15 protein-coding genes and 1 tRNA gene are annotated in these 15557 nt (G+C 45.8%); 11 read left to right on the top strand and 5 right to left on the bottom strand.

The features are described 5' to 3' along the window. Positions 1-80: 80 nt before the first annotated feature. The 3 genes from H8S52_RS10515 to H8S52_RS10505 are packed head-to-tail and all read right to left on the bottom strand — an operon-like array spanning position 81 to position 2974. Positions 81-1178: a fimbrial protein gene (locus tag H8S52_RS10515; protein ID WP_186909764.1), complete on the bottom strand. Its 1098-nt coding sequence runs from the start codon at positions 1176-1178 to the stop codon at positions 81-83. Positions 1179-1238: 60 nt separating this feature from the next. Beyond that, entirely contained in the window at positions 1239-2369 is a 1131-nt protein-coding gene (locus H8S52_RS10510) for a hypothetical protein (RefSeq protein WP_255470038.1), read from the bottom strand. A 20-nt stretch (positions 2370-2389) separates the two neighbouring features. Beyond that, positions 2390-2974, bottom strand: coding sequence for a DUF3575 domain-containing protein (locus H8S52_RS10505; RefSeq protein ID WP_186909763.1), 585 nt, complete (start codon positions 2972-2974; stop codon positions 2390-2392). A 417-nt stretch (positions 2975-3391) separates the two neighbouring features. Here H8S52_RS10505 and H8S52_RS10500 point away from each other — a divergent pair, with 417 nt between their 5' ends. Further along, complete coding sequence (locus H8S52_RS10500; protein ID WP_186909762.1) at positions 3392-4261, top strand: helix-turn-helix domain-containing protein; 870 nt, start codon at positions 3392-3394, stop codon at positions 4259-4261. Positions 4262-4440: 179 nt separating this feature from the next. Here the strand turns inward: H8S52_RS10500 and H8S52_RS10495 are convergent, their stop codons facing one another. After that, complete coding sequence (locus H8S52_RS10495) at positions 4441-5736, bottom strand: site-specific integrase (protein WP_186909761.1); 1296 nt, start codon at positions 5734-5736, stop codon at positions 4441-4443. Between the two features lie 272 nt (positions 5737-6008). On the opposite strand from H8S52_RS10495, the gene H8S52_RS10490 reads away from it, so the two are divergent. From H8S52_RS10490 to H8S52_RS10445, 10 genes are all read left to right on the top strand, one after another. Further along, a complete protein-coding gene (locus H8S52_RS10490; protein ID WP_186909760.1) occupies positions 6009-6449 on the top strand; it encodes a hypothetical protein in 441 nt (146 codons plus the stop codon). Continuing rightward, positions 6446-7381, top strand: coding sequence for a DUF6575 domain-containing protein (locus tag H8S52_RS10485; RefSeq protein WP_186909759.1), 936 nt, complete (start codon positions 6446-6448; stop codon positions 7379-7381). Before H8S52_RS10490 ends, H8S52_RS10485 begins: the two co-directional genes overlap by 4 nt. 531 nt (positions 7382-7912) lie before the next feature. Further along, a complete protein-coding gene (sppA, locus tag H8S52_RS10480; protein ID WP_186909758.1) occupies positions 7913-9679 on the top strand; it encodes a signal peptide peptidase SppA in 1767 nt (588 codons plus the stop codon). 6 nt (positions 9680-9685) lie between these two features. After that, a complete protein-coding gene (gene lpxK / locus H8S52_RS10475) occupies positions 9686-10789 on the top strand; it encodes a tetraacyldisaccharide 4'-kinase (RefSeq protein ID WP_186909757.1) in 1104 nt (367 codons plus the stop codon). Beyond that, the gene (locus tag H8S52_RS10470; RefSeq protein WP_005656855.1) at positions 10746-11555 is read left to right on the top strand and encodes a purine-nucleoside phosphorylase; all 810 of its coding nucleotides are present in this window, start codon (positions 10746-10748) and stop codon (positions 11553-11555) included. Before lpxK ends, H8S52_RS10470 begins: the two co-directional genes overlap by 44 nt. A gap of 111 nt (positions 11556-11666) precedes the next feature. Further along, entirely contained in the window at positions 11667-12728 is a 1062-nt protein-coding gene (gene thiL / locus H8S52_RS10465; protein ID WP_186909756.1) for a thiamine-phosphate kinase, read from the top strand. A gap of 233 nt (positions 12729-12961) precedes the next feature. Beyond that, positions 12962-13034: transfer RNA gene (locus H8S52_RS10460), tRNA-Phe, on the top strand. A 245-nt stretch (positions 13035-13279) separates the two neighbouring features. After that, positions 13280-14515, top strand: a complete 1236-nt coding sequence (locus H8S52_RS10455; protein WP_118164605.1) for a site-specific integrase — start codon at positions 13280-13282, stop codon at positions 14513-14515. 2 nt (positions 14516-14517) lie between these two features. Then, positions 14518-14892, top strand: coding sequence for a hypothetical protein (locus H8S52_RS10450; RefSeq protein WP_032536663.1), 375 nt, complete (start codon positions 14518-14520; stop codon positions 14890-14892). A gap of 59 nt (positions 14893-14951) precedes the next feature. Beyond that, a complete protein-coding gene (locus tag H8S52_RS10445; RefSeq protein ID WP_255470037.1) occupies positions 14952-15089 on the top strand; it encodes a hypothetical protein in 138 nt (45 codons plus the stop codon). Positions 15090-15239: 150 nt separating this feature from the next. Here H8S52_RS10445 and H8S52_RS10440 read toward each other — a convergent pair whose 3' ends face one another. Next, positions 15240-15545 carry a helix-turn-helix domain-containing protein gene (locus tag H8S52_RS10440; RefSeq protein ID WP_032536661.1) on the bottom strand — a complete coding sequence of 102 codons (306 nt, stop codon included), beginning with the start codon at positions 15543-15545 and terminating at the stop codon, positions 15240-15242. Between the last annotated feature and the right edge of the window lie 12 nt (positions 15546-15557).

Raw genomic sequence — 15557 nt, 5'->3', positions numbered from 1 at the left:
AATGGCATGAGTGAAAAGAAAGGCGGGCATGGGGGGAGATACCCGCCTTTCGGTGCAGCTTTAAAGAATAAGATGAAATTCTATAGGAAAATTTTGTTAAAAGTTACAGGAGTCCATGAGGCTGCCGTGATAGTGACCGTTACCGATGAATCGATGAGCGGCAGATCCGGATTGGTAACACCACCGCCACCACCGGCATCCACGTCACCATTCAAGGTAAGGGTTACGGTGTAATAATTACCCGGTTTGATAGTTTGTCCGGCATCATCTGCTGTGAACTGAATCGGGTAATAAATGATTTCATCGTTACCGTTTATCGTTCTTTTAGACTGAATGGCAAGAATTGTCGGTTGAGTCGCACCATCGTTACCGAAGGTGTAGAAGTGGTTGAAAACATCACCACCTGCATTAGCAGTAAAAGCTGTGCTTACCGCATCTTTCAAAGCTGCGGATTCTGTAATATTTGAGCCAACATTTGTTATATAAGAAACATCGCCCGAATAGAATTCGGATTGAGTTGTCTTTTCTGCTTCTGTGCCAAAGAATTTTCCACTTTTACCCGCATATAGCAATACAACGTTTTCGTCTGTAATCGTAATATTACTACCACCGGTGAGATTGGTACGGTTGTCCTTAACGATAAGTTCAATCTCGGCTGCAACGAAACCTAATTGTACGATAACCGAACCGCTTGTACCGTTGAAGGTTATATCTTCCACACCCGACATCCAAAGGTTATCTTTCGTTTGGGTAGCCGTGTTGCTATTGGACATCAAGTCAGCGGTAACGGCCTTAAGGTCAGCTTCCTTTGTTACATTAGCAAAAGGGCCATTGGCAAGTACACCGGTATTGGCTATTACATAAGCCGTCTTGGCAGCAGTTGTACCGTCGGCTATCGTAGCCGCCGCGTTGGAAGAACTGTAATGAGGCGGACAGTCCAAAGCACCGCCGTCACGGAAAATGAATACGACGTAGTCGTTAATTACAACATCGGTTGTAGTACCGGCACTACCTGTCGCTCTCGACTGCGCCACGTTATTACCTGCTCCTTCCACCCTGATGGTGAGAGTAGCCTTTTCGCCCGGAGCATTGCTGCCCAAATCGGTAATCTCCTCGTTGGAGCATGAAAACATGGTGAAGGCTGCAAGAGCCACTGCTAATAAATTAATCTTCTTCATTGTTGTTTCAAAAAAATATTAATAAAATTGGTTTGTTTACTGTCGTTTCAAGCTTTCAATCTACAGTTGCGCTTCATAAAACACCTTTATATATCCTGCATTACGAAGCTTCGGAAAGAAGTGCCGTTTCATATACTCATAGGTCTTGCCTTGATTCAGTTGCATGATAAGCCCCAAACGGCCGACATTTTTGGTAGCATCCCATACCGGAACGGTATCGATAATGTTCAGCACCTGCTGCTTGCCCGCCATATCGCTGTCGGCAACCAGAGCACGCAGGGCATTCCATGCCACGCCGATATTGCTTATCTCGAACAGAGAGGGAGAAAGGGCAGTGTGGCTTGTAATATAATCGGTCAATGCCTGCGCACGCTTACCGGCAAGGTATTCATTCAGCTTTGCAGAACCGTCGGGAGAAGCCGCTCCCACCACAAGAATTCTGGCAATGCGTGAGTCCTCTGCTCCGGCAATCTTGTCGAGGACGGACACGAGATGATCCAAAGCAATATGGTTATCTTCGTAATCGGGCAGGACATCCCACTTCCCTATCGGGAAATGAATGGCCATCGCTGTTTCCGTATCGTCGGCAACGGCAGCCTCATCGCTTCTGGTGCTTCCCGTCCACTCTTCGAGGAAGGTATTCTCCTGCGCCAACTGTTCGGCAACACTCTCTACAACGGGAGCCGGAACCAATTCGGGCATTACGGGCACGGGCTGTTCGACGGGAACAATGAGCGCCACATCCTCTGCCAAAAGCACGGGCGGCAGCATTTCTTCGCTGCAACACCCTTTGCTCTTTGCATCCAAACGCAGGGAAGCGCCATTCATCCATTCCCCGTAGGGAAGGACGAAGGTATAGGCAACCTCTTCTCCCGACTTGTGGTATGCAGAAGCAGACTTCCGCTTTTCTTTCACTCTTTTTTCTCTCCACTCAACAATCTGTGCCGTGCGGCTGCCGTACTCCAATGGCGGAAGCACAGCCTGCTGCCCGTCTTTCCCGTACAATAACGGGGTTACTCTCAAAATGTAATCCTTAGCCAATCTTTCTACCTTCAGCCTGAAGGATACGTGCACGCTGCCGCCGCTGCGGCTGATGTTCACATCATCCGCCTGCAACCGTGCCCGTTCCTTAGCCGATAAACCGACTGCCTGCATCAGCAGCAGTCCACATAATAGCACACAATATTTCATAATCTTCGCTTCTTGGTTCGTTACTTTATTATATAGATAAGGGAGATGCCTGCCTTGGTGGGGCCCAGATAGTTCTTGCTGCCGCTGCCCAGCTTGTCGCCGCAGGTCTTGCACTCGAAGCGGTCGTATCCGAAATGGATGTACCCCACTCCTAACGTGGCTTCCAGATTCCAGCGCTTGCCCAACACCCAGTTGTATCCGTAGCCTATTCCGGCTCCCGCCATCCAACCCTGGTAGCGCTTACTGCCCAATCCAGATGATGAAGGGGTGATGCCGAAAGGAAGCATACCGCCGTAGTTGAACTCCCCGCCCAACAAGTGCGCTCCGAAAAAGTGACCGGAGAAACCGCTGCACAGCCAATAACGCGCTTCGGGCTGGAGCATCCAAAGTTTCATCTTCTTATTGTCCGAGAAGCTCCACGGATTGTAGTTGGCAGACATTTCGAGCGTCCAACGGGGAGCTACCTCATACTCTACTCCGAGATTAATGGTAGAGGTGATGTCGTACAGCAAATTACTTTTCACTGCAAGACGCTGCGCCGAAGCCGTTCCGGATAGAAGCGCAACAAGTAGGGTAATCATGAAAATCGTAAAATTCTTTCGCATATTCTCTTTCGTTTTATTCGTAATCTTTTACTTGTTTATATAGGTTAATTTTCCTTTTGCTGCTTTTAGAAATTTCATCTGTTTACATAAAACAGATTATTAATGTGCATTTCATTAGTAATCAAGTAATTAAAAAAGGAAAACCGTTTCAATGCTATCCGGCATGAACGATTTTCCTGAAACAAAAAGAAAAACAAGGATGTATCGGGACTTCGGCCTGATACCATTCTGTCCTTAAAATAGACGCAGCAATGAAGAGTTTCCCCCTTTAAACACCAACAAAAGAAACTCAACATGCCGTTATAAATGACAAAATGACAATCAAGCCTTTGCTTCGATACATCCGTTTTTCTGAAACAAAAAATGAAACATGGTGATAAAACAACGAAATTATTAACTTTAAATCGAGTACATAAAATGGAGCTGAACTACATTAAAGAACACACCTCGTGCGTGAACTACAAGACCGAGGAAGACGCCGGTTTCGCACTGAAAGAAGCTGCTTTGGGAGAACATTTCGACAACCGGCAACAAGAGATTAAGGGCAACCACCTGATATTTATTTTGTCAGGCGAAGTCAGCATCACCAAAGACAGCAAGGAAGAAACAAGAGTCCGTGCGGGCGAATTCATCTTCATTCCCCTTTCATCCCATTACACGGGCACGGTTATCCAGCCGGGCACATACATCAGTCTGTCATTCTTTCACGATGCAATCTCGCTGTGCGACAAGCACATGCTTAGCAGCTATTTAGACAAAGCCCAGCACACACCCCTATGCTTCGAACCGCTTTCCGTGCGTGCCCCTCTGGACATGTTCCTGCATCTGCTGGAGTCCTATCTCCAGGCGGGCGTCAACTGCAAGCACCTGCACGAACTCAAAGAGCGCGAGTTGTTCATCATCTTCCGCACAGCCTACACAAAGAGCGAAATAATCCAACTCCTCTACCCTATAATGGGAATCGAGGTAGATTTCAAGGCAGCCGTTCTCCAACACAAAGACCGGGTGCGCAGCAAACAAGAGCTGGCAGAATTGTTGGGCATGAGCGGTTCCGAGCTTCACCGCAAGTTCACGCAAGAGTTTGGAGAAACCGTTCAATCCTGGCTTCAGAAACAAAAAAACAAGGAAATACTATCCCGGCTCAATTACGATTTCATCTCTATAAAAGAGGTGGCATACGAGTTGGGCTTCGGCTCCGCAGCCGGTTTCAACAAGTATTGCAAGAACAATTTCGGCTGCTCGCCCAGCGAATTAAGGCAGGAAATCAAAAAAAAGCAGCAAAAATAGGTACTGATATTCAGCGTTTTGCAATTTTGGATAACAGATTGGTTAATTTGGATAACTGATTGACGGATTCAGATAACGCAATATCCAAAAATATCCTCTACCTTTGCAGTATCAAAGCACAGGGATAAAGTATATATAGCGAAAGCAAGTAGAAAAGTCCGGTTTATTTGAGTCGTTTCTTAGTTTTTATCTGTGTTATGTAGACAGATGAATTTTTCACCTGCATTTTTAATACAATCCGATACGGCATCCGCCACGTTTTCATTGACCTTGTTCAGGGTATCGACCGCAAAGGAATTCAGGTAGATTTGGGTTGTCTTTTCGGACGTATGTCCCAGTCCCTCACTGATTAAGGATATCGGGATACCTTCATTCTTGGCTATGGTGGCCCACGAGTGGCGCGCCACATAAGTGGTGAGCGGAATGCCTATGTTGAGCAATGTGCCCAAGCGTTTGAGGTAACGGTTGACCGTGCCCAAAGAGTAGCGGTATTGCGTGTAGGCATCTCGCGGTGACTGCCCGTGGATATAAGGAAAAATGTACGGGCCGGATGTCCTGTATTTTTCAATAATCTCCTTCATGGCTGGCAGCAGTCCTATCTGCAACCGTTGCCCGGTTTTGCTGCGGGTGTAGAATATCGTGTCGCGCACAATGCCGTCGTGCTTGAGACGGATTACATCGACGAAGGACATGCCCCGGCAGTAGAAACTGAACATGAACAGGTCGCGCGCCGCTTCCAACTGGGGATACCGCCGCAGGTCGGCCGAAGCGATGAGCGCTATCTCTTCCTTGCTCAACGCCCGTTTCACCGTTTCCTGCCTGCGCACGTTCAGCCCGGCAAAGGGATTTTCACCACATATCCTGATGCCTTGCTTGCGTGCCTTATTGTACACCGCCCGGAAATTGCTGAGGTACATGTGGATGCTGTTCTCCGAAATGCCGCGCATGCGCAGGTAGTGTATATAGTCCGTGACGAACACATAGTCGATGTCTTTGAAGTTGATTTTCCTCAAACTGCAAAAGCGCAACAGCGAGTACAGCCCGCTTGTGTAGGAAGCGGCAGTGCTTTGCTTCCCCTCTTCGAGCAGGGTATCGATGTATTGCAGGATGAATTTATCCACACTCTGGTCGTACTGCTCCTTCCGGTGTTTCAGCATGAGGCGCTCCAGCGTAAAGCCGGGATCGGTTCTCTCCAGCAGACGGTAGTTCCTGACAAGGTCTTCTTTCTCGTTCCTGATAAGACGGTTGACGAGGCTCACTTCCCTACGGGTGAGGATACCCTCGGACGAATAAACCACCCGGTCGGCATCCCGCCGGTAATTCGACTCGTGGACCCGCCACCCCAAAGAGTATTCTTTCTTCTTACGGCAGTACAGCACGCGAATCGCAAGGGAGTAAACTCCCGCTGCGCTCGCTTTACAAGGATGTATGACAACACGAATACTCAACTTTTTCTTCTTGTTTTGTAAGTTCATTTACCAATTAAGCATTACTGCCTGCGTAAAAGTACACATTTTGCACCTAAACACAGAACTTGTTACTAAAATAATGAATAAAAAAATTGTTTTAGCAACAAATGAGAGGGGGGATTGTTTTAAATGCCAAGGAAGTATACAGCTTATTATTTATTAAAGAACCTGATCATTTTATTCTTATGATAAAAAACATGTTTGGAAAAGAAAATATCCGATAAACCCTTCTGCTAAAAAATATTCCCTATCTTTGCGACACTAAAAATGTGTTAAACATGGCGAATGCAGCTTTCAAATATCAGTCGGAAATAGATGTCTTAATCAATGAAGGAGCCAAACTTCCGCCTTTATCCGAACCCCAAAACAAAGATGCCTACAGATACGTTTTTAGAGAGATAAATCCCAATAACCACAAACCGGTATATATACAAAACTCGCAACGGATAATTTCAGATACGGACAAGAAAAGAATAAATACGTCAGGATATGCATTATCCTGTTTTGAACAAAAGGATAAAGCCATTCAAAAGTACAATGCACTAAAAGCCAATATGCGGAATATAACCCGCACTATGGGAGATGCTTTATGCAACGGAACGCTAAACAAAGAAGACGGTTTAATTACGCAAGCCAATAATGAAAGCCATTTTGACTTATACGAATATTGCGAATGTGATTTATCCGATAAATTTAAGATTATAAAAATACTAATATGAAGACAATAAACGGTTTCAGTATCAATTTTGATTTCAGTAAACTTATTAAAGTTGCTGACTTGATTTACTATGATGGGCCTTTATTGTCTCATTACGTAAGCAACAAGGGAGAAAACTACTTATTCTACTGGGTGGATGTAGATAATGAATATAACAGGTGGGTTGTTATCAGAACCGATATTTTTTCAATACAACAGTATTTAGAAAAGAAAAGTACGCTACATTCCATAATAACACAACCTAATGACGGATTTGTATACACCGTAGATATTGATGATAAGATACATTATCATAACATTAAACTTGTGCCGATTGCCAACTTGCCAGAAGAATACACTCCAACGGAAAATTCTTACTATGCCTTTGAAATCGAAGACACTATTGATTTAGCTGCTATTTCCCAGAAATACTCTTCCGGAATATTAGAAATACATATCAGCGGGAAAGATGTGAAATACGGCAGCATCCCCTTGAACAAGTTTGCTCCGATAATACCCAAAATAGAGGATATCAGAAAGTCGATGTCGTCCAAGTTTATTAAAAGAGTAAAACACTCAAATACCTATTTAGAGAGAAATGCCAAGCAAAATATAGACAGAGAATTACGTTTAGATACACAATATGAATATATGTACTCGCTTGCCGGCTCTATCAGAATCATATTGAAACCGATTAATCAGCAAACATCTTTCAGTACGACATATTCTGATGATTTCGCACAAGATTTAATACAATTATTCAAGGCAGGATATGATAAGAAGAGCATCCTGGACTTTTCCGGATTATACGACAAAAATATTCTGAAAAAGTACAATGACTTTGTTTCTTTCTTAAACGAAGAAAGTCTGGCAGTAGGAATCAAATGGTACAATGCCAACTCTAAGACTTCATACAAACAGGATATCAGCACCCATGATACAAAAAAATATTAGCTAACCTATCCGATTTTGAATTTGATAATAAGGAAGAAATCAGACTGTGCGGCAGATTCTATTCAATCAATATCAGAACAGGAAACTATGCCTTTGAATCGGCCGAAGGAGATGATTTTAAATCTATCGGTTTTTTGGATGAGACAAGGCGACAAATGGCCTATAATATTGCATTTAATAAAACGTATCAGGTCGTTATAGAAAGAAAGACAATAGAACCTATCGGGGGAAAAGAAAAAATAAAAGATATTCTTATCTCATTTGTTGAAGCGGAAAGCGAGAAACCTATAACAAAGAATTCCCTCTCTTAAATATAAGGAGAAAGAATTCTTCACTGCATTCTCTACATAAAGGGGTCTGTCGCACAAAAAAGCGGCAGGCTCTTTTTATTTATATCCCCCGGTAAAAATGCAGAATAAAAGCCCCCCATGTGACAAACTGAAAATTCATGCGACAGATAGGGAAAATATCAACCTAATTATTTATCTTTGTTAGCTTGAAAAGTTAGCATACCCAAAAAACAATAAGACAATGAAAGATTTCTTGAAATTTACACTCGCCACCGTAACCGGTATTGTTATATCGAGCGTTGTGTTGTTTTTCATCAGTATTCTCGTAGTTTTCAGCATGGTTTCATCCTCGGAATCGGAAACACAAGTACGTAAGAACTCCGTCATGATGCTGGACTTGAACGGTACACTGGCCGAACGCAGCCAGGAAAACCCACTGGACCTTATTATGAAGGATGATTACAAAACATACGGACTGGACGATATTCTCTCTTCCATTAAGAAAGCGAAAGAGAACGAGGATATCAAAGGTATTTATATTCAGGCTACTTCACTGGGAGCGGGGTTCGCCTCGCTGGAAGAGATTCGCAATGCTCTGAAAGACTTCAAGGAATCGGGCAAGTTTGTCGTAGCCTACGGTGATGCCTATACGCAGGGGTTATACTACCTGTCCAGCGTGGCCGATAAAGTCCTGCTGAACCCGCAAGGTATGCTCGAATGGCGGGGACTGGCAGCTACTCCCATGTTCTTCAAGGATTTACTGGAGAAAGTTGGCGTGGAGATGCAGGTGTTTAAGGTGGGTACATACAAATCGGCAGTAGAGCCGTTTATCTCCACCGAAATGAGTGCAGCCAACCGCGAGCAGATAAATGTATACCTGTCTTCCATCTGGGGACAGATTACGAGCGCCGTTGCCGAATCGCGCAACCTGTCCGTAGAGGCATTGAACAAGGAAGCCGACCGCATGCTGATGTTTTACCCCGCAGAGGAAAGCGTGAAGAACGGACTGGTGGACACCTTAATATATAAGAATGATGTACGCGACTACCTGAAAAACCTGGCAGGCATCGACAAGGACGACAACATGCCGATACTGGGCATTCAGGACATGATAAACGTGAAAAAGAATGTGCCCAGAGACAAGAGCGGAAACGTAATTGCCGTATATTATGCGTATGGTGAGATTGACGGCGGTTCGTCCGCCTCTACCGACGAGGGTATCAACTCCGAAAAGGTTATCAAAGACCTGCGTAAGCTGAAAGATAATGAAAATGTAAAAGCCGTAGTGCTGCGTGTGAACTCTCCGGGCGGCAGCGCATACGGTTCCGAACAGATATGGTACGCCGTAAACCAACTGAAAAAGGAGAAACCGGTAATTGTATCCATGGGCGATTATGCCGCATCGGGCGGTTACTACATCTCCTGTAATGCCGATACCATCGTTGCCGAACCTACCACACTGACCGGCTCTATCGGTATCTTCGGAATGATGCCCAACGCCAAAGGGCTGACGGAGAAACTGGGTGTGAGCTTCGACGTAGTAAAGACCAACCCGTATGCCGACTTCGGCAACCTGACCCGCCCCATGAACGACGGTGAAAAGGGATTGATGCAGATGTACGTCAACAACGGCTACGAACTCTTCCTGACCCGCTGCTCCGACGGACGCGGCATCAGTATGGAAGAACTGGACAAGATAGCGCAAGGCCGTGTATGGACCGGAAGCACCGCCAAAGAACTGGGACTGGTGGACGAATTGGGCGGCCTGGACAAGGCGTTGGAGATTGCCATTGCAAAAGCGGGTGTAGACGCTTACACCGTAATGAGTTATCCGAAGAAAGAGGGTTTCCTGGAAAGCCTGATGAATACGAATCCCGGAAATTATATCAAGGGGCGTATGCTGAACGGCAAAATAAGCGATATGTACCGTCAGTTCAGCATCATCGAGAACTTTGACAAGATAGACCGCATACAGGCACGCGTACCGTTTGAACTGAACATACAATAAATTTAAATGAAAGATGCATCCGTAAAAATACATCATTGGCTATATCCCTTGTCCTGGCTCTACGGGACAGGGGTGTGCTTGCGAAACAAACTCTTTGACTGGGGCTGGCTCCGGTCAAGGAGTTTTGACGTTCCTGTGATATGTGTAGGCAACATCGCCGTAGGTGGAACGGGCAAGACGCCGCATACGGAGTATCTGATAAAGTTATTGCAGAATGAGGGCATAAACGTGGCTACACTGAGCCGCGGATACAAACGGAAGAGCAAAGGTTACATACTGGCAACCGCCGAAAGCAGCGTACAGAAAATCGGCGACGAGCCCTATCAGATAAAGAGCAAGTTTCCGGATATACGGGTGGCGGTAGATGAAAACCGCTGTCACGGCATCGAGCAGTTGCTTACATTGAAGAGTCCCGCCGTGGATGCAGTGTTACTGGACGATGCCTTCCAGCATCGCCATGTAAAGGCAGGAATGAATATCCTGCTGACCGACTACCACCGGTTGCTGTGTGACGACGCCCTGTTGCCTGCCGGAAGACTGCGCGAACCCGCCTGCGGGAAAAACCGCGCCCAGATAGTCATTGTAACAAAGTGTCCGGATGATATCAAGCCGATAGATTTCAACATCATCACCAAGAGGTTGAATCTGTATCCGTACCAGCAATTGTATTTCTCCAGGTTCCGCTATGGCTCGCTGATGCCACTGTTCCCTGCAAAGGCAAAAGGCAGAATTACCTGCACCGGAGACGAACAGGTGCTACTCGTTACGGGCATCGCCTCTCCCGCCCCACTGGTGGAAGAAGTGAAAGCCTACACCCCCAGCGTCAATCTGCTGGAGTTCGGCGACCACCATGACTTCGGCGAGAAAGACTTGCAGGTCATCGAGAAACAATTTAACCTGTTGAAGGGAAACAACAGGCTGATTATCACGACAGAGAAAGATGCTACCCGACTGAAGAACCATCCCAACCTGAACGAAACACTGAAGCCGTACATTTATGTGCTTCCCATCGAAATAGAGTTTTTACAAAATCAACAATATATATTTAACCAAAACATTATTGGCTATGTTAGAACGTATTCAAGAAACCGCAGCTTATCTGAAAGGTAAGATGCACACGCATCCTGAGACAGCAATTATCCTCGGAACCGGACTTGGCAGCCTTGCAGGTGAGATTACCGAGAAGTATGAAATAAAGTATGAGGATATTCCCAACTTCCCCGTTTCTACGGTAGAGGGACACAGCGGCAAACTGATTTTCGGCAAGCTGGGTAATAAGGATATTATGGCCATGCAAGGACGCTTCCACTTCTATGAGGGATATTCCATGAAGGAAGTGACCTTCCCGGTACGTGTAATGCGGGAACTGGGTATCAAGACCTTGTTTGTTTCTAATGCCAGCGGCGGTACGAATCCCGATTTTGAAATCGGCGACCTGATGATTATCACCGATCACATCAATTTCTTCCCCGAACATCCGCTGCACGGCAGGAATATTCCGTATGGCCCGCGCTTCCCGGACATGAGCGAGGCGTACGATAAAGAGCTTATCCGTAAGGCGGATGCAATTGCAGCAGAAAAGGGTATCAAGGTGCAGCACGGTGTGTACATCGGCACGCAAGGGCCTACGTTTGAAACTCCGGCGGAATACAAGATGTTCCGTATCCTGGGTGCGGATGCGGTAGGTATGTCTACCGTTCCCGAAGTAATCGTAGCGAACCACTGCGGTATCAAAGTGTTCGGCGTATCGGTTATCACGGACTTAGGTGTGGAAGGCAAGATTGTAGAGGTTTCCCACGAAGAAGTGCAGAAAGCTGCGGATGCCGCACAGCCGAAGATGACGGAGATTATGAGGGAGTTGATTAACAGAGCGTAAGTAAATAAATGGTTGAAAGTTGATAGTCGGGAGTTGAAAGTTGCCGTGCAGTGTAAGTACGCGGTAACTATTCGCTTTTAACTATCAACTTTAACCTTTCAACTAATTAAGATGAGAACAGAAATAGCAACTCTCGGTGAGTTCGGCCTCATCCGCCACCTGACCGAGAGTATCGAATTAAAAAACGAATCAAGCCGGTACGGCATCGGGGATGATGCCGCCGTCCTCTCCTACCCGGCGGACAAAGAAGTGCTGGTAACCACCGATTTGTTACTGGAAGGCGTACATTTCGATTTGACGTATGTACCTTTGAAACATTTGGGATATAAATCGGCCGTAGTAAATTTTTCCGATATATATGCCATGAACGGTACACCCCGGCAAATCACCGTTTCGCTGGGACTGTCCAAACGTTTCAGCGTAGAGGATATGGAAGAGTTGTATGCCGGCATCCGCCTTGCCTGTGAGGAATACGGAGTGGATATTGTAGGCGGTGATACCTCTTCTTCCTATACGGGACTCACAATCAGCATCACTTGTATCGGTGAAGGTGAGAAAGGAAAGGTTGTTTATCGCAACGGCGCCAAAGAGACTGACCTTATCTGTGTTTCCGGCGACTTAGGTGCAGCCTATATGGGCTTGCAACTGCTGGAACGTGAGAAGAGCGTCCTTAAAGGGGGTGACAAAGATTTACAACCTGATTTCGCTGGCAAAGAGTATCTGCTGGAACGGCAACTGAAACCGGAAGCCCGCCGCGACATTATTCAGAAGTTGGCTAAAGAAGGTATTCAGCCTACTTCCATGATGGATGTTTCCGACGGCCTATCCTCGGAGTTACTGCATATCTGTACGCAAAGCAAGGTCGGTTGCCGCATCTATGAGGAGCATATTCCCATCGACTACCAAACGGCCATCATGGCAGAGGAGTTCAACATGAACCTGACGACTTGCGCCCTCAACGGCGGTGAGGATTACGAACTGCTGTTCACCGTGCCCATTGCCGACCATGAAAAGGTTTCCGAAATGGAAGGCATCAAGTTGATAGGCCATATTACTAAACCGGAACTGGGATGTGCCCTCATCAGCCGCGACGGACAGGAATTTGAACTGAAGGCACAGGGCTGGAATCCGCTTAAAGAGGAATCTGCCGCTCAGCAGGAAGAGGTTGAATAGACAAAATGCCCCAAAACCGGGGAAAAGAGGATAGCAAATAGAAATCCGAAAATGACAAAACCTCAAGAATAAAATAAAAGAAGAAGGCATAAATAACGGATTTATTCCATACTCCTCTAAAAAATATACGCTGATAATTAACCATATAGAGAATTATCAGCGTTTTTTATTTCCTAACCTCTTGCATAGTCCAAAACTTTCACTACCTTTGCAACCGCAAAAGAGATAAAAATGGTGCCATAGCTCAGTTGGTAGAGCAAAGGACTGAAAATCCTTGTGTCCCCGGTTCGATTCCTGGTGGCACCACTTTGAAGAAAAGCAAAAGGCAGTAAAATCCTGATTTCCAAACGAAATCGGGATTTTTTGTTTCCCTGCGGAACGCAAAAAACGGCAGAATATTACCGTTCGCGGTGTTCCAAAAGGTGGAGCAAAAACGGTGGGGTATAAATCTCCTCCTAATGAGTTTACTTCTCGTTGATTTGCAATGTTTTGCGTATCAAGAAAGCGTGTATGGTTTCCTACTTTTGTCCAACGAAAAAAATTGTAGGAACATGAAAAGAAACTCATTCAATGTGCTTTTCTTCATCAAGAAAGCCAAACTGCTGAAAAACGGGGAAGCCTCCGTGTGTATGCGCATCACGGTGAACGGTGTGCGAGTGGAAAACAATATCCGTAAGAGTATCGAGCCTGCCTTGTGGAATCAAGCGAAGGAATGCGCAAAAGGCAAAAGCCGCAAATCCTGTGACTTGAATGCTTATATCGAGGATGCAAGAATCAAACTCCACCAGACTTTCAATGAACTGGAAGAACAAGGGCAGTTCATCACCGCTCACCTGTTGCAGAAAAAGTTCTTCGGACAAGACCAAGCACCGGAAGTTGCCCGTACACTTATTCAAACTATCCAACAACATAACGACCAATGCCGTGAACTTATCGGAAAGGACTATGCCCTGATTACTGTCCGCCGTTATGAAAGTTGTAAGCGTTATCTTGCGGAACTTATCAAACTGAAATACGGTAAGGAGGATTTGCCTTTGTCGGAAGTCAATGGTGAACTGGTACGTGCTTTTGAATTCTACCTCAAAACAGAGAAGGAGTGCCAGCAGAATACGGTTATCCGCTACATGAAGTGCTTGAAGAAGATAACCAATCTTGCGCTTGCTAACGAATGGATTACCAAAGACCCGTTCATCGGCATCAAGTTTCATGAGAAAGAGGTTATCCGTGAGTTCTTGACAATGGATGAACTACTCACTATCTATCACAAGGAGTTTCCGTTAGAGCGTATCACCATTGTCCGTGATGTCTTTATCTTTGCAGCGTTCACTGGGTTAGCCTTCATAGACGTGCAACAACTGGCACCGGAACATATCGTAGAAGACTCCAATGGCAACCTATGGATTCGCAAGCCTCGCCAAAAGACGAAGAACATGTGTAACATTCCTTTGCTTGATATTCCATTGGAGATTCTCCGCAGATATGCGGAACATCCGACTTGCCAAAAGAAAAACAGGCTGCTGCCAGTTCCCTGCAATCAGAAAATGAACAGCTATCTGAAAGAAATCGCAGACTTATGTCTGATAAACAAGACCTTGACCACACACGTAGCTCGCCATTCGTATGCGACCTCTGTATGTCTCGCCAACGGTGTGAGTATTGAGAATGTAGCGAAAATGCTCGGCCATTCCAATATAAAAATGACGCAACACTATGCACGTGTGTTGGATTCCTCTATTCTGCGCGATATGAATAATGTAAAGAACGTGATGTCTAAAGTAATGCGATAGATATGGATAGAGGAATAATAACAATCAATGAAACAGGCGTAGTCACCATACCGATTGCACCTATATGGATGACCAAGTTCGAGATAGCCGACCTGTTCGGGGTGTTCTCATGCAATGTCCGCAAGGCAATTCATTCCATTTACAAGAACAAGGAACTGAACGAACTTGACACGATGAAGTATCTCAAGCAACCGGATGGCATCAGTTACGATGTCTATAACATTGAAGTGATTATCGCCGTTGCATTCAGGATATGCAGTAAAGAGAGTGTTTTGTTCAGACGGTTTATAATAAATGAAATTAGTACCATTAAGAAAGCTACACCGATTACACTGTTTGTTGCCAGCGTCAGAGGTAATAACCGATGGTATAGTTGAGGTTCATTCCGTCAGCCACTCGTTCCCGATGCACGGATGCAAAGGTAGCGTATGGTTTAATGGCAGCGGCAAGGTCGGGTGGCAAGCCATTTCGGGCAGAATCTTCCTCAAACGAGTTTGAGCGTATTCAACCCGAAAACCTTGTCACTGCCTGCCACTCGCTTGAAGAGCATCCGGCAACGGGAACAAGCGACTGACGGGAAATCAGAAGAAAGAAGAGAGGAGCGACTTACAGACGAAGCGGAATTTTGACGCACCGTCTGTAAGCCGCTCCTTTCTCTTTTTGCCGAAAGTCCATTGCTGACGCAATCACAGGTCAGACGGCAAACTGCGCTCCTTCAAGAAAATCAGGTTGCCGTCTGTCGGTAAGCGGAACGGTAGCTGTCAGCAAGCATCCTTTCGATGTCGGATTCACGGTAGAGGATTTTGCCACCCAACTGGATATAGGCGATACGCCCTTCATTGCGGTAGTCCTGAAGTGTCCGGCGGCTCACCTTCAGCCGTACCGACACTTCCTTGTCGGTGAAGAAACGCTCTCCATTCAGTGTCGGGCGGTAATTGGCGGTCAGATGCTCTACATTGTCCAACAGTCGGTCAAGACTGCCCATGAAGTGGATTATCCACTCGCTGTCCTTGTTTATCAGTTCATTCATGTTACTTTGGAT

Source organism: Bacteroides sp. NSJ-48, from assembly GCF_014287405.1.
Classification (GTDB): Bacteria; Bacteroidota; Bacteroidia; order Bacteroidales; family Bacteroidaceae; genus Bacteroides; species Bacteroides stercoris.
This window is presented reverse-complemented; position numbering and strand designations above follow the sequence as displayed.